This is a genomic window from Cerasibacillus sp. JNUCC 74 (genome assembly GCF_053667775.1).
Window position 1 is genome coordinate 2,212,847 of the sequence record NZ_CM132207.1, and the last position, 22,956, is coordinate 2,235,802.

General features: G+C 36.9%; 23 protein-coding genes. 3 read left to right on the plus strand and 20 right to left on the minus strand.

Going from position 1 to position 22,956, the window contains the following annotated elements; translation table 11 throughout:
- Positions 1–40: 40 nt before the first annotated feature.
- The 17 genes from lysA to JNUCC74_RS09915 form a co-directional block, all read right to left on the minus strand.
- Positions 41–1,354, minus strand: a complete 1,314-nt coding sequence (gene lysA / locus JNUCC74_RS09835; RefSeq protein ID WP_454065217.1) for a diaminopimelate decarboxylase — start codon at positions 1,352–1,354, stop codon at positions 41–43.
- 150 nt (positions 1,355–1,504) lie between these two features.
- The gene (locus JNUCC74_RS09840) at positions 1,505–2,983 is read right to left on the minus strand and encodes a spore germination protein (protein ID WP_454065218.1); all 1,479 of its coding nucleotides are present in this window, start codon (positions 2,981–2,983) and stop codon (positions 1,505–1,507) included.
- A gap of 156 nt (positions 2,984–3,139) precedes the next feature.
- Positions 3,140–3,568, minus strand: a complete 429-nt coding sequence (locus JNUCC74_RS09845) for a stage V sporulation protein AB (protein WP_454065219.1) — start codon at positions 3,566–3,568, stop codon at positions 3,140–3,142.
- Positions 3,537–4,157, minus strand: coding sequence for a stage V sporulation protein AA (locus JNUCC74_RS09850; protein WP_454067874.1), 621 nt, complete (start codon positions 4,155–4,157; stop codon positions 3,537–3,539). Before JNUCC74_RS09850 ends, JNUCC74_RS09845 begins: the two co-directional genes overlap by 32 nt.
- A 561-nt stretch (positions 4,158–4,718) precedes the next feature.
- Positions 4,719–5,474 (minus strand): RNA polymerase sporulation sigma factor SigF, encoded by a 756-nt coding sequence (sigF, locus tag JNUCC74_RS09855; RefSeq protein ID WP_077320706.1) that lies wholly within the window; start codon positions 5,472–5,474, stop codon positions 4,719–4,721.
- A 12-nt stretch (positions 5,475–5,486) separates the two neighbouring features.
- Positions 5,487–5,930: an anti-sigma F factor gene (gene spoIIAB / locus JNUCC74_RS09860; RefSeq protein WP_454065220.1), complete on the minus strand. Its 444-nt coding sequence runs from the start codon at positions 5,928–5,930 to the stop codon at positions 5,487–5,489.
- Positions 5,927–6,280, minus strand: coding sequence for an anti-sigma F factor antagonist (gene spoIIAA, locus JNUCC74_RS09865; RefSeq protein WP_077320710.1), 354 nt, complete (start codon positions 6,278–6,280; stop codon positions 5,927–5,929). Before spoIIAA ends, spoIIAB begins: the two co-directional genes overlap by 4 nt.
- 108 nt (positions 6,281–6,388) lie before the next feature.
- Positions 6,389–7,564 carry a D-alanyl-D-alanine carboxypeptidase family protein gene (locus JNUCC74_RS09870; RefSeq protein ID WP_454065221.1) on the minus strand — a complete coding sequence of 392 codons (1,176 nt, stop codon included), beginning with the start codon at positions 7,562–7,564 and terminating at the stop codon, positions 6,389–6,391.
- A gap of 1,150 nt (positions 7,565–8,714) precedes the next feature.
- Positions 8,715–10,022 carry a pyrimidine-nucleoside phosphorylase gene (locus JNUCC74_RS09875; RefSeq protein WP_454065222.1) on the minus strand — a complete coding sequence of 436 codons (1,308 nt, stop codon included), beginning with the start codon at positions 10,020–10,022 and terminating at the stop codon, positions 8,715–8,717.
- Positions 10,023–10,031: 9 nt separating this feature from the next.
- Entirely contained in the window at positions 10,032–10,856 is an 825-nt protein-coding gene (locus JNUCC74_RS09880; RefSeq protein WP_454065223.1) for a purine-nucleoside phosphorylase, read from the minus strand.
- A gap of 14 nt (positions 10,857–10,870) precedes the next feature.
- On the minus strand, positions 10,871–12,052 hold the full coding sequence (deoB, locus tag JNUCC74_RS09885) for a phosphopentomutase (RefSeq protein WP_454065224.1): 1,182 nt from the start codon (positions 12,050–12,052) through the stop codon (positions 10,871–10,873).
- Between the two features lie 102 nt (positions 12,053–12,154).
- Entirely contained in the window at positions 12,155–13,048 is an 894-nt protein-coding gene (gene xerD / locus JNUCC74_RS09890; protein WP_454065225.1) for a site-specific tyrosine recombinase XerD, read from the minus strand.
- Between the two features lie 7 nt (positions 13,049–13,055).
- Complete coding sequence (locus JNUCC74_RS09895; RefSeq protein ID WP_077320722.1) at positions 13,056–13,262, minus strand: DUF4227 family protein; 207 nt, start codon at positions 13,260–13,262, stop codon at positions 13,056–13,058.
- A 611-nt stretch (positions 13,263–13,873) separates the two neighbouring features.
- Complete coding sequence (fur, locus tag JNUCC74_RS09900) at positions 13,874–14,332, minus strand: ferric iron uptake transcriptional regulator (protein ID WP_454065226.1); 459 nt, start codon at positions 14,330–14,332, stop codon at positions 13,874–13,876.
- A gap of 110 nt (positions 14,333–14,442) precedes the next feature.
- A complete protein-coding gene (spoIIM, locus tag JNUCC74_RS09905) occupies positions 14,443–15,078 on the minus strand; it encodes a stage II sporulation protein M (protein WP_454065227.1) in 636 nt (211 codons plus the stop codon).
- A gap of 101 nt (positions 15,079–15,179) precedes the next feature.
- Positions 15,180–16,343: an endonuclease Q family protein gene (locus JNUCC74_RS09910; protein ID WP_454065228.1), complete on the minus strand. Its 1,164-nt coding sequence runs from the start codon at positions 16,341–16,343 to the stop codon at positions 15,180–15,182.
- Between the two features lie 2 nt (positions 16,344–16,345).
- Complete coding sequence (locus tag JNUCC74_RS09915) at positions 16,346–16,891, minus strand: NUDIX hydrolase (protein ID WP_077320728.1); 546 nt, start codon at positions 16,889–16,891, stop codon at positions 16,346–16,348.
- 124 nt (positions 16,892–17,015) lie between these two features.
- Between JNUCC74_RS09915 and JNUCC74_RS09920 the strand changes: the two genes are divergently transcribed.
- Positions 17,016–17,930, plus strand: a complete 915-nt coding sequence (locus JNUCC74_RS09920) for an aldo/keto reductase (protein ID WP_454065229.1) — start codon at positions 17,016–17,018, stop codon at positions 17,928–17,930.
- A 733-nt stretch (positions 17,931–18,663) separates the two neighbouring features.
- Here JNUCC74_RS09920 and JNUCC74_RS09925 read toward each other — a convergent pair.
- Genes JNUCC74_RS09925 through JNUCC74_RS09935 form a run of 3 tightly spaced genes read right to left on the minus strand, consistent with a single transcriptional unit; the run spans position 18,664 to position 20,798 of the window.
- Complete coding sequence (locus tag JNUCC74_RS09925; RefSeq protein WP_454065230.1) at positions 18,664–19,032, minus strand: iron-sulfur cluster biosynthesis family protein; 369 nt, start codon at positions 19,030–19,032, stop codon at positions 18,664–18,666.
- A 19-nt stretch (positions 19,033–19,051) separates the two neighbouring features.
- Positions 19,052–19,849 (minus strand): SDR family NAD(P)-dependent oxidoreductase, encoded by a 798-nt coding sequence (locus tag JNUCC74_RS09930; RefSeq protein WP_454065231.1) that lies wholly within the window; start codon positions 19,847–19,849, stop codon positions 19,052–19,054.
- On the minus strand, positions 19,824–20,798 hold the full coding sequence (locus JNUCC74_RS09935; protein WP_454065232.1) for an MBL fold metallo-hydrolase: 975 nt from the start codon (positions 20,796–20,798) through the stop codon (positions 19,824–19,826). Before JNUCC74_RS09935 ends, JNUCC74_RS09930 begins: the two co-directional genes overlap by 26 nt.
- A 379-nt stretch (positions 20,799–21,177) precedes the next feature.
- Between JNUCC74_RS09935 and JNUCC74_RS09940 the strand changes: the two genes are divergently transcribed.
- Positions 21,178–21,921 (plus strand): glycerophosphodiester phosphodiesterase, encoded by a 744-nt coding sequence (locus JNUCC74_RS09940; RefSeq protein ID WP_454065233.1) that lies wholly within the window; start codon positions 21,178–21,180, stop codon positions 21,919–21,921.
- A 14-nt stretch (positions 21,922–21,935) separates the two neighbouring features.
- Entirely contained in the window at positions 21,936–22,952 is a 1,017-nt protein-coding gene (gene namA, locus JNUCC74_RS09945; RefSeq protein ID WP_454065234.1) for an NADPH dehydrogenase NamA, read from the plus strand.
- The last annotated feature ends 4 nt before the right edge of the window (positions 22,953–22,956 follow it).

The window sequence follows — 22,956 nt, forward strand, 5'->3', positions numbered from 1 at the left end:
CACTTAATCAACATCCTGCAAATAATTTGCCGGATATTGATTAATTATCTTCATATGTTAAATCATACTGAACAACGTCTTGATAGCTTTCCCGTCTTATTACTAATTTGTCTTGACCATTTTCCACAAAAACAACAGCTGGCTTGGCGAAACGATTATAGTGATTCGCCATGGAATAACCATAAGCACCAGTGGAAAAAACAGCAAGTATATCGCCGGGCTTAACCTTTGGTAATGGTAAATCCCAAATTAACATATCACCAGACTCACAGCATTTACCAGCAATTGAAACTTTATCCACTGGTGGAACAGAAGCTTGATTAGCCAATACTGCTTCATATTTTGCTTGATATAATGCGGGTCGTAAATTATCAGTCATTCCTCCATCGACCGCTACATATTTACGAATTCCTGGAATTTCCTTCATCGCACCAACCGTATATAATGTGATACCAGCACTTCCTGCTATTGCTCTTCCAGGTTCTATCCATAACTCTGGCATTGGCATAGCAAGAGCTTCCGTATGTGTTTGGACTTCCTTGACAAGTTCCTCTACAAAAGCAGCATAAGAAATAGATGAATCCGCTTTTGTATAACGAATACCGTAACCGCCACCAAGATTTAGAACTTCTGGAACAAAATCATATTTTTCTTTCCATTTCCGTAATTCGTTGAATAAAACATCCGTAGCAGCTAAAAAGCGGTCTGTTTCAAAAATTTGTGAACCGATATGACAGTGTAGGCCTTTAAAGCGAATATATTCATCTTTATATAATTGTTGAAAGGCAGATTCAGCCTGTCCATTTTGTAAATTAAAACCAAATTTGGAATCTTCATTGCCGGTCATAATGTATTGATGCGTTTTCGATTTAATTCCAGGTGTAATCCGCATAAGGACATCCATTTGTTTATTATATTCTTGTAACAAACAACGAATTTGTTCAATTTCATAAAAGTTATCAACTACGATACAACCAATATCGTTTTCAATTGCCATTCGTATTTCTTGGATACTTTTATTATTACCATGTAAATGAATTCTTTTTGTCGGGAAATCTGCTTGTAATGCAGTATATAATTCCCCTTCAGACACCACATCAAGGCACATACCTTCTTGTTTCATAACTTGAATCATAGCAATCGATGAAAAAGCTTTACTAGCATAGGCAACCTTTGCATAGACACCCAATTTCTTAAACGTACCTACAAATGCTCGGCAATTATCACGTATCATTTGCACATCGTATACATAAAGCGGTGTCCCATATTTTTCTGCAAGATGGGTACTGTCTATTCCGCCAATTTCCAAGTTCCCATCTTTGTTTACTGGAAAAGGATGGTTATCAATAATCATGTCGTAAAGCCTCCAAGTTTTGTGCGCTAACGCATAATATAATTATAATTAAAAACTTTACCATACCGACGTATAAAAGAAAAGAGCCAATGCTTGCATTAGCTCTACTGCTCATTAAAAATCTCGTTACATATTTAATTTTTGTCAAACTCATTGACCTTCAGGTTGACGATAATCGTTTTTCGGATGAACAATGCTCGGTCTACTATTTGTATAAGGAATTGGTATACGGAATAGCGTGTGCAGCATAGCTTTGGCATTAAACGGGATAAATGGCCATAGATATGGTGTTCTCAGTGACTTCAATTGAACCAAAAACAAAATATGTGCCAAAAACACTGAAATAAAACCAATTAATCCAAAAATACCCGTTAAAATAACAAATATAATATTCACAATCTTATTCGATACACTTAATTCATAGCTCGGGGTTACATAGGAACCAATTGCACTAACAGATACATACAAAATAACCTCTGGACTAAACATACCAACATCAATCGCAATTTGTCCGATTAGAACCGCTGCAATTAACCCCATAGAGGTTGATAATGGTGTTGGTGTATGAATAGCAGCCATACGAAGAAATTCAATCCCAATCACGGCCATAATGATTTGTATGGGTATGGAGATATTCCCTTCTTCGTTCGGACCAATAAAAGCAAATTCTTTAGGCAAAAGTTCTGGTTCCGTAACAAAAAGCAACCATAAAGGCAGTAAGTACATTGATGCAAATACAGCTAAAAAACGTATCCATCTAACAAAAGTACCAACTGCAGGTGTTTGACGATATTCTTCTGCATGCTGCATATGATGAAAAAAGGTAGTAGGTAAAATGATGACACTTGGTGATGTGTCTACAATAATTAATACATGACCCTCTAATAAGTGATTAGCTGCTACATCTGGTCTTTCGGTATAACGAACTAAAGGAAAGGGATACCATCTACGGTCTATGATAAATTCATCAATTGATTTATCTGCCATGGAGATACCGTCTACTTCAATTGCTTGTATCCTTTCCTTAATTAAATGTACAAGTCCATGATCAGCAACGTCTGCAATATAACTAAGACAAACATCCGTTTTGGAGCGTTCACCAACTTTTAGCATTTCATTTCGTAATCTTGGATCACGAATTCGTCTTCTCGTTAATGCAGTATTTTCAATGATATTTTCCGTATAGCCATCTCTTGATCCACGTACAACGCGTTCAATATCGGGTTCTTCTGGTGTTCTTCCCGGATAATTTCTTACATCAATAACAAAAGCAAATTTTTCTCCATCCATAAAGAGAACAATTAAACCAGAAAGCAATTGATCAATGGCTTCATCCATTGTGTTTGATCGTTCTACTTGCTGATGCAATAAACGGTTTTCGATTATTTCCGGGAGCTTCCTTCCGTTTGATTCACGATCATTAACTTGAATTAACTCTTTTAACAGTTCCTGAATGACCAATGAGTCGCATAGCCCTGTTGCATAGTAAATTTGAATCGGACGTTTCAATAGCACAATTTCACGAAAACCTAAATCAAATGACACACCTATACCAACACGTTTTTTCATGTACTGCTCGGTATTTTTTAGTTTTGGGGAGACGGGGATTTTCTGATCGGTTTGCGGCATATGTAAGCCCTCCTTTGTTGTTTCTTAAAGGCTAATCCAAAGCCTTTGACACGATTATGTTTATTTACTTAGAATCTAAAAAGTCACGACACTGAATAATCCTGGCATGCGGTTAGCCTAGAACACAGGAGAACTGGTTGTACCACTTAAACTTACTTAACGTACAAAAAATACCCATTGGAATAACGAACCAGCAATTTTCCCAAAGACAATCGCCATAAATAACCAAAGCAAGTGCTTTTCAACACCCATCCGTTTATACAAGATAGGAAATACGTTAAGAACTTCAGTTAAAGCGGCCGCCAGCATGCCGTTAAAAATACCTTGCATTAATCCCCAAATAGCAACTATAATTGCTGAGAATTCCCACGTCCGGCTTGTAAACGATAAGTAAATTCCAAATATACTACCAAGTAAAATGCATGCCGTATAAATTGGTAAAAACATTTCGGTTTTACTCAATTGAATCAGTCTAGGGATAATTCCTAATATCGTAATAAATGCTACATATCCAGCCCCTACAGCAAGACCTGCACTAAAGCCAATAAGAGCTTCAAGAAGATGAATGAGGAGCATTGGTATCATTCAGTGTATTTTCATGATGGATGACATAGCTGTCAAGATCTTGTTGATAGTTATAGATCTCAACTTCCAAGGGGCTTGGTTCTTCATTAAATCGTTTATTGAACCAATGGTTAAAAAATAACAGCATACCTATCCCTAAGCCAAATGAATAAGGAATTTGCAACCATAAAGGATATTCCTTCTTCTCTCCAGTTAACAAATAATGGATTTTTTGCTGAACTTCTTGCATACTAACATCGTAATGAAAGTTCATAATCGTCATAGCAGTTCCAACAAATATTAACAGCCATACTCCCATTGCTATAAAAACCGATGGTGAATTTCGCCGTTTTTGAATTCGAATAACTGTTTGAGCTGGACCGATTAACTGAAACTCCAAATCCGCAAACTCCTTATTCAAATGCTCGATAACCATAAAACTGTCAATAATAACTATATTATGATCTTTTTTACTTACGCGATAAATCGGTAAATTTTCCAACTGTTGTTTCTTGCTGCTATTTGTTGATATAACAGCAATATCTTTTAGCTTTAATTCTTGGTAACCGGTTAACTCTAAATTTTTTTTCATCCGCAAATAAACTTGCATTGCCAAGTATATCATCCCCCTTTACTTGCTATGATGTACAAATTAGTATGTACTAAAGAACTGATAATTACACTGGATAATTGTAGAACTAGTATGACGCTGATAGATCATTATAATTAGACCTTACTTTGTAATGGAAACCGCTAAGTCATTTAAGGAAAGGATGAGCAATGAAGGGAGTAATGCCTCTATCAATGAGAAAAGAAAAAGTAGAACGTGGCTTAGCCGATTCTAAAGAACGAGGTATTATCGTATGCGCAGAAAAAAACATTTATGGCAAGATTTATTAATCACTTCTTATCCGAGAACATGAAGAAGACTCTCCTTCACCTATCCAGGGGTTAGATAAGTGGAAGACGCCTTTTTCACATAAAGGAAAGATGAATACTGCGAGACTCTTCTCGGAAAAACAGGCAATCTAAGCCCCCCGAGTGGCGGTGAAAGTAGCCCGGGGTTCGTCCGCGGAAAGCGAGCAGTATTCGTCTGGCTGTAAACAACAAAAAAGCTTGTAGGAAAACCAAGGGGTTTCTCTACAAGCTAACCAGGGCAAGCTGGTGTGTTTCAGGAATCTATATAATGCTTCATTTCCTCTAGAATTTTCTTTTCCAAACGGGATACTTGAACTTGGGAAATGCCTAACCGTTCAGCAACTTCGGATTGTGTTTGATCTTTATAATAACGCAAATAAACAATTAATCTTTCTCTTTCACTAAGCACTCGAATCGCTTCCTGCAAAGTCAATTTTTCAAACCACTTCGTATCCTGATCTGAAATTTGATCTAATAATGTAATTGGATCCCCATCGTTTTCAAAAACGGTTTCATGTATAGATTGGGGAGATTTTGCAGCCTCTTGTGCATGGACTACTTCTTCTGCAGAAATATCTAACGCTTCAGCTATTTCATGTACAGTTGGCGATCTGTCTAATTGTTTAGTTAATTCATCTTTCTTCTTACGAATACGATTCCCCGTTTCTTTTAGTGAACGACTAACTTTAATGGTGCCGTCATCACGAATAAATCGTTGAATTTCTCCAATAATCATCGGAACTGCGTAGGTAGAAAAGCGCACATCATAAGATAAATCAAATTTATCTATCGATTTGATTAGCCCGATACTTCCAATCTGAAACAAATCATCCGGGTCATATCCTCTGTTAATAAAACGTTGAACAACAGACCAGACGAGACGCATATTTTTTTCCACTAATATATCTCTTGCGGCTTTGTCACCTTGTTGACTTTTTTCAATTAGTTGTTTTACTTCTTCATCTGTTAATGTCTCGGCTTTATTGTTCCCTTTTACATTAACATTCATTGACATATTCCCTCATGATGAGCACACCGTTTTGGCTTTTGTTAATTGTTTTGTCATATGCACGGTTGTACCTTTACCAGGATGGGATATAACCTCTACCGTATCCATGAAGTTTTCGATGATTGTAAATCCCATTCCAGAGCGTTCCAGCTCTGGCTTGGAAGTATATAACGGCTGACGCGCTTCATCTAAATTAGCAATTCCGACACCATCATCTTTAATTGTCAACTCTACTTCTGCATCTATAATAGAGCATGTAATCGTAACTTCGTGATGAGGTTCATTATTGTATGCATGAATAATACAATTGGTTACAGCCTCTGAGACAACTGTTTTAATCTCGGTTAGCTCGTCCATTGTTGGATCTAATTGGCTGACAAAAGCTGCAACTGTTACCCTAGCAAAAGCTTCATTTTCACTGACACTAGAAAATGTAACCGTCATTTCATTTTTCACGATGCCACCCCCAATGTTTCTAAAGCAAATCGTTCATTCTCCTCCAAACGAACAATTTTGAAGAGACCTGACATTTCAAATAGTCGTTTAACTGATGGAGAAATTGAACAAACAACCATTTCTCCACCAAGCTGCAATACTTCTTTATATCTGCCAAGGACTACTCCAAGACCTGAACTATCCATAAATGTCATTTCTTCTAAGTTCAAAACAACGTGTTTTACCTTATGCTTATCCATTACTTTTTTCCATTTCTTACGCAAAAATTCTGCTTCATGGTGATCCAACTCTCCAGAAAGCCTTACAATGAGTACATCTTCTTTAACAGCAAATGTTGAATTCAGCCCCATTTCCTTTCCTCCTATGCTTTACTTACTGTAATTACCTGTTTCTCCATACAATAGGCTAATTCCTGCAAGTTGACAAAAGAAGAAGAAATCCCTTAAAAATAGAATTAATTATTCATTTTTCGCCAATGTTTGCCATGTGCGTTTCCATAGTGTTAAAAAGGATGCTTGCTGAATAGGTTCTTCTACGGTTAGAGCACTTTTTGACAAAATGGTATCCCCATTTTTGACGATCAATTCTCCAACCTTTTCACCACGTTTGACAGGAAGATTTAAATCTTTGACTAAGCGAATATCTGTCGTAATTTTATCGGTTGATTCTCCACGGCGATACAATGTACTTATCGACTCAGAGGCAACAACATCTGTAATTTTATTTTCTGCTTTCAAAAGATTCAGTTCCGTGATCTTATCCCCTTTTTTAAATAGCTTTTTTGTCTGGAAATGATTAAAAGCATAATCTAACATTTGTGATACTTGTGCATTTCTCTCTTTTGTAGAATCTGCTCCCATTACAACCGCAATAACACGCATATCATCTTTTTCAGCAGTTGCTGTTAAACAATATTTCGCTTCACTTGTATAGCCAGTTTTTAAACCATCTACCCCTGGATAAAATTTCACTAAACGGTTTGTATTTACTAGCCAAAACTCATTTTCTTTCCCTTTGCGTAAATAATCTTCATAAATAGACGTATACGTTGTAACGGATTCATGTTTTAACAGTTCTTTAGACATAATCGCCATATCATAAGCTGTACTGTAATGATCATCTGCAGGAAGTCCAGTTGAATTTTGAAACTTTGTATTTTTTAGTTGCAGTTCCTTTGCCTTTTCATTCATTTTTTTAACAAAAGCTTGCTCACTTCCAGCAATTCGTTCTGCCAAAGCAACACTTGCATCATTTCCTGAAGCAACTGCAATTCCTTTTAGTAAATCTTCAACGCTCATCTCCTCCCCAGCCTCTAAAAATATTTGTGATCCTCCCATTGAAGCAGCGCGTTCGCTAATACGTAATTTTTCATCCAGTTTTAACTTTCCTTCTTCCAATGCTTCCATAATTAATAGTAGTGTCATTATTTTAGTCATACTTGCTGGTGAAAGCTTTTCATGTTCATTTTTATTAAATAATATTTTTCCTGTATCCCGTTCAATTAAAATGGCAGATTTAGCATCGACAGTTAAGCTTTTAGCATCGGTATTTTCTTCTGCTCTAGCACTTACTGGTAACATGATGTTTACAAGTAAAAAGAAGACCATACCTGTTGCGAATAGACGTTTCTTCATCCTTTTTCCCTCCAATGGCTTGTATGTATTGTCGTCCGCTGTTTTTTTATAAAAGTTATTCTATATAGTGAAACTTCATTAGTAGGAGTTTTCTTCCATCTCCTACTGAATGTTAGTAGAACGAATCGGGCATTTTCTTCCACTTAGACCTTTTGTATCAACTCAAGATCTTGAAGTGGGAGTCTTACGGCACCTTACATGCGGGATATAGTGAAACTTCATTCCGTGGAATGCTTTCTACACGGAATGTTAGTTGAACCAATCGGGCATTTAGGTGCCGTTTATCCCTTTTCGACTTCTTCGTATTCCATAATTCTTGAAGCGGATCTTACGGCACCTTACATGCGGGATAAAACACTTATCTTAAAAATGCAGTACATTTTGTTTTTGATGGTTTACACAAAGAAGTGAAACGCTAGTGTATCGCATTTGTAAGAACCTAATTCGTTAAATGCATAAGGAAAGCTTTTTGGATCCACACTACTTATAAACAGTTTTTAGAACGAGTTTTTACCACTTCTTATGAACAGGAATGAAAGAACTTCAACTGGATGGTTGAAAATTACATTCCTTCGGTAAAGAAAGCAGAATACACAAATAAGTTTGGTTTTCCTGCACGTTAAACTTTCTTTCCAGACGACATACATCTAGCTTATCCATTTCATGTTTTTCTTATACTATAGATTTATAGGAGTTGGAGAATTTACTAATATGAAGGAAGATTGGAAGTATCCAAATAAGTGAGATAGATCTAGAGGTTTTTAAGTGAACAAAGTGATGCTTGCGTGAAAAAGGACGAAAAAGAATTTATATTTCATTAGAAAAACTTGGCTTATCGGCAAATCTTTATGGCGAAAGCTATCGTTTTTCTTATACGATAAAGTGAAACTTCATTCCGTGGAATGCTTTTTACACGGAATGTTAGTACCACAAGGGTATGACCTAAAGGCCCTTGAACGAATCGGGCATTTAGGTGCCGTTTTCTCCCACTTTGACCCTTTGTAACTCAGGTCTTGAAGCAGGAATCTTACGGCACCTTACATGCGGGATAAAGCCTAAAGTTTTATACTTTCCTATAGTACTTAAAAAAACTCCTTTGAAAGAATCCGTTATAAAATAACGGTTCTTTAAAGGAGTCCGTTCATTTAAGTTAAGCAGTTGTTATAATATCATGGATTAATGTTGGTGCAGTAACATCGTCTCTAGAGATAGAAATACTATTATATAACTTTTCCTTCACTTCATCTAGGTTTTCAGAATTAGCATAGATCGTAAGTAAAGACTCTCCTTCATTAACTTTATCACCTATTTTCTTATGCAACACCATTCCTACTGCTAAATCAATCTCAGCATCCTTAGTTGCTCTACCAGCACCTAACATCATCGCTGCTGTGCCAATATCATCAGCTACGATTTCAGCTATGATACCTGATGATTTAGCCGGTAATTCAATTTGGTAGGAAGCTTGTGGAAGCTTTTCCGGGTTATCTACCACGGAGGCGTCCCCACCTTGTGATTCAAGAAAGACTTTAAACTGCTGTAATGCTTTGCCATTATGAAGATTTGCTTCTAATTTAGCTCTCGCTTCATCAATAGATTCAGCTTGTTTAGCTAATACAACCATTTGACTTCCTAAAGTGAGACAAAGTTCGGTTAAATCTTTAGGACCACTTCCACGTAATGTTTCAATAGCTTCACTAACTTCTAACGCATTTCCAATTGCATTACCAAGTGGCTGACTCATATCAGAAATAACTGCCATTGTATTTCTGCCAACTTTATTTCCAATCGCAACCATTGCTGTAGCTAATTCTTTTGCTTCATCTAATTTTTTCATAAATGCTCCGGCACCTGTTTTTACATCAAGTACAATGGCGTCTGCACCAGAAGCAATTTTTTTACTCATAATCGAACTAGCAATTAACGGAATGGAATTAACGGTCGCCGTAACATCACGTAATCCATATATTTTTTTATCTGCTGGAGTTAAATTACCCGATTGCCCAACAACTGCTACTTTATTTTTGTTTACCAAATCAATAAATTCATCATTAGAAATTTCAACATGAAACCCTGGTACAGATTCAAGCTTGTCAATCGTACCACCTGTATGCCCTAATCCTCTACCACTCATTTTAGCTACGGGAACACCGACAGAAGCTACTAATGGTGCTAAAATTAATGTTGTTGTATCACCAACACCGCCGGTTGAATGCTTATCGACTTTAATTCCGTTAATCTTTGACAGGTCAATCTGATCTCCAGATTCAACCATTGCTTGCGTTAGCTGAGCGCGTTCTTCATGATTCATATCTTGAAAATAAATAGCCATTAATAGTGCACTTACTTGATAATCAGGAATTTCATTTTTGGTATAGCCATCAATAAAAAATTTAATTTCATCCTTCGTTAATGCATGTCCATCGCGTTTTTTTTCAATAATGTCGTACATACGCATAATATCACTCTACCTTTCAGGAATAGTCTCAATTACTTTTTTAACAAATTGCAAAAATGATTCTTTTACTTGTTCCGTAGTTTCGATTACTTCCTCATGGGTAAGTGGCTGATCAAGGATCCCCGCAGCCATATTTGAAATACAAGAAACTCCTAATACATCCATTCCAGCATGTGCAGCTACTATAACTTCTGGAACTGTTGACATACCAACTGCATCACCGCCTAACATACGCAACATGCGAACTTCAGCTGGTGTCTCATATACAGGTCCTGTATTTCCAACATAGACCCCCTTTTGAATCGACAAGTTAATTTGCTCAGCACATGCTTCTGCGTGTTGAATAAGATTTTTCGCATAGACGTTAGACATGTCTGGAAAGCGGACACCTAAGCGATCATCATTTTTACCGATCAATGGATTGTCTCCCATATTATTAATGTGATCGGTAATAATCATTAGATCCCCTGGTTTGAAATTTTCATTTATCCCTCCGGCAGCATTTGTAACGACTAATGTTTCTATACCAAGCTCTTTTAAAACGCGGACAGGAAATGTAACTTGTTGCATGGAATAGCCTTCATAATAATGAAAGCGCCCTTGCATAGCAATAACATGCTTTCCTTTTAATAAGCCGGCTACTAATTGCCCCTTATGACCAGCTACAGTAGAAACCGGGAAATTAGGTACTTCACTATAAGGGATAGTAATGGCGTCTTCAATTTCCTCAGCTAATACGCCTAATCCCGAACCAAGAATTAAGCCAATTTGTGGTCTGTTCTTTAATTTCTTCTCTATAAAAGAACTCGCTTGTTTAATTGACTGTTGATCCATATTGATTCTCCTCCCTAAGATTGGATATCGTTTAGAAAACTTGTACCATGTTTTGGCATCGGAATATCAAAGTTATCTGCAATGGTTGCTCCTATATCAGCAAATGTTTTACGGATTGGCAGTTCTTTTCCTTCTTCAATGCCGTTGTAGTATACAAGTAGTGGAACATATTCTCGTGTATGATCTGTCCCATGATGGGTTGGATCATTACCGTGATCGGCAGTAATAATAAGTAAATCGTCATCCTGTAACTCATTTAACACCTCTGGAAGGCGAGCATCATATGCCTCTAAAGCTTCTGCATAACCATCCGGATCACGTCGATGTCCATATTTAGCATCAAAATCAACCAAATTTACGAAGCTAATACCTGTAAAATCTTTTTTCATTGATTCCACTAATTTTGTCATTCCATCATCATTATCTTTTGTGCGAATTGCTTCAGTAACCCCTTCTCCATCATAAATATCAGAAATTTTCCCTAGAGCAATCACATCAAATTTATTGTCTTTTAACTCATTCATCACTGTTTTTCCAAATGGCTTTAATGCATAGTCATGACGGTTTGCTGTTCGCTCAAATGCACCTGGTTTACCGATAAATGGGCGAGCGATTACACGGCCAACCATATATTTTTCATCTAAAGTCAATTCTCTAGCAATTTCGCATATACGATACAATTCTTCAACTGGGATAATTTCTTCATGTGCAGCAATTTGTAATACGGAATCAGCAGAAGTATAAACGATTAATGCGCCGGTTTCCATATGCTCCTCGCCTAATTCTTCAATAATTTCTGTACCTGACGCAGGCTTATTACCAATCACCTTCCGACCGGTTCGTTCTTCCAACTGTTGAATTAACTCTTCAGGAAACCCATCTGGAAAAGTTCGAAACGGTTGTTCAATGTGTAACCCCATAATTTCCCAGTGCCCTGTCATCGTATCTTTACCATTTGATGCCTCTTGCATTTTTGTATAGAATGCCTTAGGAGAAGCTGCTTTTTCAATTCCAGGGATTTCCCGAATGTTACTTAATCCTAAGCTGCCCATAGTTGGCATATGAAGTCCATTTCGATGTTTTGCAATAGACCCAAGCGTATCTGCCCCCTTATCATTAAATTGCTCCGCATCAGGAGCTTCCCCTATCCCAACTGAATCCATGACGATAAGAAAAACACGCTTAAATTTTTTCATGTTATTACCTCCTTGTTATACTATTACTATGTTCCCAAATTTGACCAGAAGTATGTCTTCATTTACTAGTTGTAGGATGTCAGACAACACCAATCAAAAAAATTATGCTCTTGGGTGAAAATGTTTATAAACATCCTTTAATCGCGACTTTGTTACATGGGTATAAATTTGTGTTGTTGAAATATCAACATGTCCCAGCATTTCCTGAACAAGCCGCAAGTCTGCACCATTTTCTAACAGATGTGTAGCAAAGGAATGCCGCAATGTATGTGGTGTAATCTTTTTTGTTATCCCTGCCTCTTGCGCTCTTTTCTTCAATATTTTCCAAAACCCTTGTCGTGTGAGCGGTTTACCATGCTGATTGACAAATAAAATTTGATTATCGGTCTGTTGTTTAATTAATTTTCCTCTAGCTTGCTGTAAATAAGTTTCGATTGCTTTAGCCGCTATATTACCAATTGGGACAATCCGTTCTTTAGCACCTTTACCGAAACATTGAACAAAACCCATCGTTAAGTGGAGATCCGTGATTTTTAAGGTAATCATCTCGGTTACTCGTAATCCCGTTGCATAAAGCAATTCAAACATTGCTTTATTTCGAATATGTAAAGGGCTATTTCCTGAAATATTTAAAAGCGCATCCATTTCTTTCACCGATAAAACATCTGGCAGTTTTCTTTCTTTTTTCGGTGTTTCAATATGCAAGCTGGGATCATGGGTCACCGATTGGTCACGGATTAAAAATTGATGAAAAGCTCGTATCGCTGAAATATGGCGTGCGATGGTCGCTGATGATTTATTAGCATCTTTTAAACCATAAAGAAAACCAATAATATCACTCCGCGTTACTTGCTCCCAGTCGTCCTTTTTCACCATTGTTTTTAAATAATCCATATACTGTGTCAAATCTCTACGGTATGATACAAGCGTATTTTCTGCTAGTCCCCGTTCAACCTGTAGATAATTAAAGAAATCTTCTACACTGTCGTTTAACATCCTACTTCTACTCCCCTAAACGGAAAAATAATTGAATGCGGTCAAAAAAACTTAACTCTTCTGTAAAAACCTTCATCGCTGGACCTTCAGGGGTATCATAACGATGATATTGTTCATACTCAGCATGCATCAGGCGAAAACCACAATAAAACAGCCATGTACAAGCTACAAAAATGAAAAACACTTTTATCATGTCTAATAGTAATGATTTCATATCTTTGCCCCTCTATTCCAAAAATTCCTTTGTACAAGATATGCAAGAATAGACAGACAATATACATAGAAAACAAGCTTAATTTGAAAAGAGGGTCATAACTTTGTCTATAAGCCTCATCATAGACTTTTTACTTACCTGCCAATGATAACTCTTAAAAACGGATTAAACTATCATCAATTCTAGTAAATGAAGTTCTATCTTTAATGTAACGTTTTTCGGCAAATTTGTAAAACGTTTTCTATCTAAATCCACCAAAAATCTAAAAAATGCTAGCAATGGGCCTACCATTAGAAAAACTTGGCTTATCGCCAAGTCTTTACGGCGAAAGCTATCGTTTTTCTTATACGATAAAGTGAAACTTCATTCCGGGAATGCTTTTTACACGGAATGTTAGCACCACAAGGGTATGACCTAAAGGCCCTTGAACCAATCGGGCATTTAGGTGCCGTTTTCTCCCGTTTTAACCCCTTGCACTTAACTCAAGGTTTTGAAGCAGGAATCTTACGGCACCTTACATGCGGGATAAACCCTAAAATTTTATACTTTCCTATAGTATAAAAGACTATATTCTTCATTAAAATAAAAATGCTTCTAGTCTATGTATCCCATTAACTAGAAGCATTTACCATCGCCGCTTGACATTCCTTACATATACCATGAAATGTGAGTCGGTGATCCTTTACTTTAAATCCCCATTCATCTTGGACAATTCTTTCAACTTCCTCTAACAAATCATCTTCAATTTCTTGAACAGCGCCACATTCAGAACAAACTAAATGGTGGTGGGAATGCTTTGCTCCTTCTTTCCGCAAGTCGTAACGGGAAACACCATCACCAAAATTTATTTTGTCAATAATTTTCAACTCTGATAATAATTCTAATGTACGATAAACGGTTGCTAAGCCGATTTCCGGCGCTTTTTCTTTTACAAGTAAATAAACATCCTCAGCACTTAAATGGTCTGTTTCTCTTTCAAGTAACACACGTACTGTTGCTTCACGCTGTGGGGTTAACTTGTAACTTTGGGCATGGAGCTGTTTTTTTATACGATCAATTCGATGTTCCATGGGCAGTTCCCTCCTCATATCCCATCTTAATTATATGCATCGATTAAAACTGTGTCAAAACATAATAGTATTATTTTGTATTTATAATGATTATAATCTAATCTTTATTATTAGTAAAATGTACGAACAACCCATTGCATTGCCTCATTAGCAACAAATGTTTCCAAGAAAGCCGCAATACACGCAATTGCTATCAAAAGAGAAAATAACGTAACATACTTACCAAGGGGCTGAAGTACCGGCTGTGCCATTCGTTTTGTAAATAATTTGCTTAATAAAGTGAGGGAGAAGATCATAGATAGACTACCGGCTATTAAATAAATCGGTATAATTAGGAAGTTTTGTGGTGCAATCGATAATGCTGCTAATAGAAGCCCATCCATACCAAGCTGATTTACAATAAAGCCTACGGAAAATCCTACTACTAAACCTTTAATAAAAATAAGTATCCAAACAAGCGGCAAACCAATTACGGATAAACCTAAAATAAATAAGAGCAATAAATATTTGGTGTGATATAAGAAACTATTTTTAAATATTTCAAGATAATCTGCTTCATGATTATCTTCCAGTTGCTTAAAAAAACGCTCTAAATAAAAAAACAAATCTTGTTTCTGGATAAAATTCATACTATTAACGAGGATTGCTCCAAAGACAATACCGGTTAAAAATAGAATTACCATAAATAGATAAATGGTAGCATGTTCTTTTATATGATTGATGAAAAGTACTTTATTCTTATGCATTGGAATCCTCCATTCATTATACTGCTATATTAAAAACTATGAAGGATTCCAAATAAAAATACCAAATTTCTATGGAGGTCTATCAAATACTATTGAACAAACTATCTTACTGATCCGTACCTCCCTCCCCCACCCTCACGAATCGTTAATAATCCTTGACGCATATCAATAATAGATTGTGCTAACTTTTCCGGGATAACGTTCATTAGTTCCTCACGGCTTGCTTTATGAATAACATTCATTTCCGTACCAAACTCTTGCAAGAGTTTCGCATATGTTTTTTTGCCTAAACCAGGCAAATAATCTAAAGGGACTTGATACGTGTATGGAGGTCTAGAAACTTTCTGTCCATTTACATCACATAATTCCCTAATCCGGTCACTAACACCTTTGATAATTTTCTTGGAATGACAGAGAGGACAACTCTCCACATCTGTTGAAACACGGTTATAGCAGTTACCGCAAACCGTCGTATAGTATTTACCTAACTTCGGATTCAGTCCATAATTCTTGATAATTCGTCGGCCATTCTGTTTCCTTAACGCCCAAAATAGTTCGGTAAAGGACGGAGTTTTCATGTTAATAAGCTGATACTCACGAGCAATTTTTCCTAAGGAATGGGCATCCGAATTTGTAAGATACGTATAATGATGTAATTCTTTAATTTGATCAGCCATATGTGTATCTGAGCTTAATCCTAACTCTATTCCGTCGATTAACAAAGGGGAAAATACTTCGGTTAAAGATTGTTGAACTCCTTTTCCATATAAGCTTTTAAACGGAGTGAATACATGAGCAGGGATAAAAATCCCTGCCAGTTCTTTTACTTTTTGTTGCAGTTCTATACCGGTACCATAAAATCGTTGAGAGCTTAATGTACTATTTTTCATTTTCGTACATAACCAACGAGAAAAAAGACTTATTGTCTGTAATGTTGGAAAATAACATAACACATGAATAGGGCCGTGACAAGCTTCGTCATAAACTTCAATTTCGGATCCGAGCAAGAGGGTTACCTTCTCAAATTGGATACCGCCTTCCGTTAATTCATGTGCAAGACCAAGATCAATCAGTCCTTGAATTTCTTCTAATACCCCAGGTGACTGACAATCAATAACTCCGACGACATCGACACCTTTATTTCTACTAGCTTCTTTTAGAATGGAAGTTAATGTAAGCTTATTCGATGCCGTAATCTTTACTGGGCGGTCATACATATCACGGCCTATATGAATATGTAAATCTGCAACATAAGAATGTAACACGTTTAGCTCATCCCCAATGCATGTAAATAAAGAATCGCATAGTTTGTTTTTGAATCATGAATTCGTTCTTCTTCTACATATTGCTTCGCTTCATCCAATGTTACTTCAACAATCTCAATAAACTCATCATCATCACCCTCAGCCGGTTCATCGACACGTTCCAATTGATCGGTTATATAAATGTACATCAACTCGTTTGCAAACCCTGGAGAGGTGTAAAATGAAGTAACTAAGGAAAGCTCATTCGTTGTATAGCCAGTTTCCTCTTCTAATTCACGAATTGCGGTTGTTTCCGGGTCTTCTCCCGGTTCCAGCTTGCCAGCAGGAATCTCTAATAATGATTTCTCTAGCGGCTTACGATATTGTTCAACCATCACTATTTTTTTATCTTTGGTAATTGGAATGATTGCCACTGCTCCTGGATGATTAATAATCTCTCGCTTCGCTTGTTTTCCATTAGGTAAAATAACATCATCTACTTGTAAATGAACTACTTTTCCCGAATAAATTTCTTGTGAGTTAATCGTTTTTTCTGCAAATTTTTTCATGCCTATCATCCTTGTTTTAATCATTTTTCTCCTTTATTCTACCACAGTTCCAGTTGAAATCATTGTTTTAACTATGACATCTATTTAAAATAGATGTCATACAGCTATAGGAGGGATTAGATTTATGAAACGGAATAAATTAGGTAAATCTGACATTTATATTTCGCAACTGACTTTGGGATGCATGTCACTAGGAACAGACTTAAAAAAAGCAACATATATCATTGACTACGCCCTTGATCAAGGAATTAATCATTTAGACACAGCTGATTTATACGACTTTGGTAAAAACGAAGAAATTGTCGGTGAAGCAATTAAAGAAAAACGTGATCAGATTGTTTTAACCTCAAAAGTAGGCAATCATTTTAATCGACAGACAAAAACGTGGTTTTGGGATCCATCCAAACAACATATTCACCAAAGTGTAAAGAATAGTTTACAGCGGTTACAGACAGACTATCTTGATTTTTATATGCTACATGGAGGAACGATAGAAGATCCTATTGATGAGACGATTGAAGCGTTCGAACAATTAAAGCAGGAAGGATTAATACGTGCTTATGGTATCTCTTCCATCCGGCCAAATGTCATTCGGGAATATATAAAACGTTCTTCGATTGATGGAGTCATGATGCAGTATAGCTTATTGGATCGCCGACCAGAAGAGGAACTGCTTGACTTATTATATAAAAATGAAATTAGCGTTTTAGCCCGGGGTCCTTTAGTGAAAGGAATTTTAACTAGTGACGGATTTAATCAAATCGAGGCAAAAGCAAAAGGCGGCTATCTGGATTACTCCCATGATGAACTAAACACTTTACTAAAAAAACTTGCTACAATTGCACCAGCTAATGTAAGCGAGCTGGCACTGCGATATGTGCTTACCCACCCTGCTGTCACTAGCGCTGTGTTTGGTGCAAGCTCGTTAACACAAATAAAAGAAACAATCTCAGGGAAGCTTGAACATAAACTATCTGATGACGTTCTTGAACAATTAAAACAGTTAACGAAAGCAAATAGTTATCAGACTCATCGATAAGTTAACCACTATTGATATAGGTAAGCTTCACAGTACCGCAGGAGGTATGACCTAAAGGCCTCCTGAACGAATCGGGCATTTAGGTGCCATTTATCCCTCTTTGACTTCTTCGTATTCTCTATAATTCTTGAAGCGGATCTACGGCACCTTACATGCGGGATAAAGTGAAACTTCATTCAAGGAGTGATTTTCTCCTTGAATGTTAGTTGAACCAATCGGGCATTTAGGTGCCGTTTTTCCCTCTTTGACTTCTTCGTATTCTCCATAATTCTTGAAGCGGATCTACGGCACCTTACATGCGGGATAAAGTGAAACTTCATTCAAGGAGTGATGTTTTCTCCTTGAATGTTAGTTGAACCAATCGGGGATTTAGGTGCCGTTTTTCCCTCTTTGACTTCTTCGTATTCTCTATAATTCTTGAAGCGGATCTACGGCACCTTACATGCGGGATAAACTAATTAAAACGACTCCTGACGTTATGAAACGGAAACGTTGAGGGAGTCGTTTTAGATGTTGGTAAATTTTATGCAAATCATTTTCTACTAACAATTGAGTAGAAGAAATAAAGTGAAACTTCCATGAGTGGGAGTTTTCTCTCATCCTCATACAAAGGATCTCAAGCTAAAAGCGCGGGCGTCCTCAAAAAAGGAAACCGCTTTTTCTTCGTGTGATACTGCTTCAAGGAAGCTTCCTTGTCCTGTCGGCCCGAACTAACCGGACATTTGACTTGCAGTTATCCCCCACCTAGGCTTCTTCGATCCCTCTTACTCTCCGAGCTGGGGGCCTTACTGCCAGTTAGATGTGGGATAAATGGATTTAAAATGCCTTCTGGACTTGATAGACGGAACATTCCATTTACAAAGTCTAGCGTCGTACTAGCAGCAAAAAATATCTCCTGCTGTTCCTCAACATAGCTGTCTATAGGATAATTGGATACTTGTTTATATGTGGGATGAATTCGGCTTGTAAATCGAATTGTTGGCAATCCATTTACCCCACACCCACATCCTTCTGTATCGTACCATAATAATAAATAAGGAGATGTTTCAGGCTTTATTTTTATCAGTTCCTCACTTGCTTTTTCAGAAATAATAAGCTCCACTACTTGTAACCCTCCTCTATTATTTTTTGGAAAATTGGTTTCGTAACAGATGTTCACATAATCCAGGTAATAATTGATAAATTCTACTGCCAATATCCATCCATAATGGTAAGTTAATTTCCCGTTTTCGTACAAATAAACAAGCAGCTACTTTTTTGGCTACGTCATCAGGATTCAGTATATAGCGTGCTACATTTTGCTCATACTTTCCTTCTGGATCTGCTGTACGGAAAAAATTTGTTTTAACAGGACCTAAGTTAACAGCGGTTACGATAATATTACTTGAAGCTAATTCCATTCGCAATCCGTTTGTAAACCCCAATACTGCGTGTTTTGTTGCACCATAAATAGCAGCTTTAGGAGTAGCAACTTTTCCTGCCTGCGAAGCGATGTTAATAATATGTGCATGCTCCTGCTGAAGCAGATAAGGTAACAACTGTTTGGTTACATAGATTAATGCTTCCACATTTAATTGGAACATTTTGGATATCGCTTCTTCGCTAATATGATTAACTTCCGAAAACACACCGACTCCAGCATTATTTATTAGACCGTGAATTGGATTGTGTTCAGAAATAATCGTATTCATTACTTTTTTAGTCATTGCTTTATTGCTTAAATCTACTGGATAAAACGGGGTCAAAACAGCAAATTTTTCATATAACGAAGTACTGATCTGCTGTAATTTTTCTGTAGATCGTGCCAACAATATAGGGATTCCGCCTTTTTTTGCAATCTGCCAAGCCAAACTTTCCCCTAGACCGCTAGATGCTCCAGTAATAATTATCTTTTTACCTGTCAATATCTGCTGCTTCATAAAAAAGTTTCCCATCTACTGTGGATTTAATTACAAGTTGTTTTGATTCCAAATAATCCAGCTGTCCAATCGTTTCTGACATGGTTAAACTAATTTGCTGTTTATATTGTTTGGGAAAAAGCTCGGTGCATATTTCAAATGGCGTTCGTTTTCCCCCATGTTTAATAAGTAATTGATAAACAAAATCCGCTCGTTCCTCTTGTTTTTTTAATCGATTAAAAATCAACTGTCGAGGATTATTTACAGCTTCTCCATGAGATGACAAAATCTTTTTTATCCCTAGATCTGCACATTTTTTTAAATTCTCCCGATATTGGAGCAGTGGTTTTGGCCGATCTTTCATTGGTCTTCCTAATTCCGGCGGCTCTACAATTGGATTGGAGGAAATATGCTTTAAAACATGGTCTCCTCCGATTAACACCTGATCCTGCTCGCGGAAAAATGACAAATGACTCTGGGCATGTCCTTTTGTATCAATAACCTTCCAATCGGGATGCCCTGGTAAGGCATCTCCTTCCGTTAACATGTCGGTTAATTCCCCTTTCCCAACATATTGTAAGGTTGCTTTAAGCTGTTCCAGTGCGGGATAAAATACTTCAGGAATACTACAAGCTTTAAAATACTCCTGAAAAAAATGCAAATAGTGTTCAACATATTGCTCATCCAATGTCAACCAATTATTAACGTTTGGATGTGCCACAATCTGTTCTGCATTAGAAAACTGTTCGATTAAACCAATATGATCTGGGTGGTGATGTGTTAAAATGATCTGCTCGATGTCATTTGGGTGATAGCCAATTTCTTTTAATTGTGAGGTTAAAGCTTCCCAGGAAGCCTTTGTTTTTGCACCGGCATCGATAAGCGATAATGCCTCACCAGCTAACACATATATATGAACATCCCCTACTTCAAAAGGAGTTGGCACTGTTATTCGGCTAATTTTATCCATTACTATAATTCCCCCAACTGAATGTTCATTCATTTTTTATATATTTTACTCCGTTTGTGAACAATTGTCGATAAATTTATCCTTTATCATCGTTCATCCTTCCAATCAATGCCGTATAATATCCTCATTATTACATACCTATTTAGCATTCGGTTGTCATTGATTCACCAAATCGTCCGCTTACGAATAAACTGCTGTCAATAGAGAGACCATTGACTTTTCAATCATTTTCCAACACAATAAATGAAACAGTTTCTATATTATTTTTTATACAGAAACTGTCATTTTCCACTTATTTTCTCAGTTTTATTATCCTAATATAATGGTAAACAGAAGAAAGAAGCATCTCTCTTCTTATTTTTTACGAAGAGGTGAAAAAATGAAACCAAAAATTTACGCCCATCGTGGAGCGAGCAACTACGCACCTGAAAATACGATGCCAGCATTTCAATTGGCATATGATATGAAAACAGACGGCATTGAAACGGACGTGCAATTGACGAAAGACAATGTTCCAGTCCTTATCCATGACGAACATGTTAACCGAACAACAAATAGTATCGGCTATATCAAAGATTTTACGTATCATGAACTAAAGCAACTTGACGCTGGCAGTTGGTTTTCACCAAAGTTCAAAGGAACAACGATTCCAACGTTGGAAGAATTATTGACATGGATAAAGGGTAAGTCAATATATTTAAATATTGAACTGAAAAATAATAAAATAGACTATAAGCATATAGAAGCTATTGTTTATGAACAAATCAAAGCTTATCAGTTAATTAATCGTACGACAATTTCGACATTTAATCCAATCAGTGTTAAACGTCTGGCTGCTCATACCAATTTTAGAGAGCTTGCGTTATTAACTTCAAAAAGAATCCGAAACCCAATTCAATTTGTGAAAGAACTTGGAGCTAATGCCATACATGTAAAATATAAACTGGTAAATCCAACGATGGTTACTTTAGCACAGCAACAACATGTAAAGTTGCGGATTTTTACTGTCAATCGGCCAGCTCGTATTATTCGTTCCATCAAATATGGGGTTGATGGTATTTTTACGGATGTTCCAGACGTAGCATTATACTATAAGCATCTCCTGTTAGGTAAACAGCAATAGAAGGAGGAAGAACAATGGTTAAATTATTTTCGCCCATTACCTTGAAAGGAATAACCTTAAAAAATCGCATCGCCATGTCACCAATGTGCATGTATTCTTGTCCTGATCAAGATGGAATGGTAACGCCTTTTCACAAAACTCATTATATTTCACGTGCTGTTGGACAAGTGGGCTTAATTATGCTTGAAGCGACTGCTGTAGAACGAGCAGGAAGAATATCACAAGAGGACTTAGGAATTTGGGATGATAAACATATCGAGGGATTAAAACAACTCAATAAAGAAATTCAAAACTACGGTGCTAAAACCGCCATTCAGCTTGCCCATGCTGGTAGAAAAGCAAAACTTCCTTCCACCATCTATGCTCCATCTGCTGTGAAATATGATGAACAATCCAAGCAGCCAAAAGAGTTGACAGAAAACGAGATAAAAGCAACCGTTACAGCATTCAAACAGGCTGCTAGTCGAGCTAGAGAGGCAAATTTTGATATAATTGAAATACACGCTGCTCACGGCTATCTCATTAATCAATTTTTATCACCATTAACGAATTTCCGAACAGATCAGTATGGTGGTACGCTGGAAAATCGATATCGCTTCTTACATGAAATTATTACCGCGATACATACTGTGTGGAAAGGTCCTTTATTTGTTCGCTTATCCACAGATGAATATGTAAGTAACGGTAATACATTAAAAGATATTTTTTATTTTTCTAAACGGTTAAAAGCAGATGGAATTGACCTCATCGATTGTAGTTCTGGTGGAGTTGTACCAGCTAAAATAAACGTCTTCCCCGGTTATCAAGTCAAGCGCTGTGAAAAGATCAAACAAGAAGTAGAGATCCATACTGGTGCAGTTGGGTTAATTACAACCGGGAAACAAGCCGAAGAAATTTTACAAAATGATCGTGCTGATCTTGTATTTATTGGTCGTGCACTACTTAGAAATCCTTACTGGCCCAAAACTGCTGCTGACGAACTAGACTATAATTTACAATCCCCAAAGCAATATGAACGGGGATGGAAATAGCATT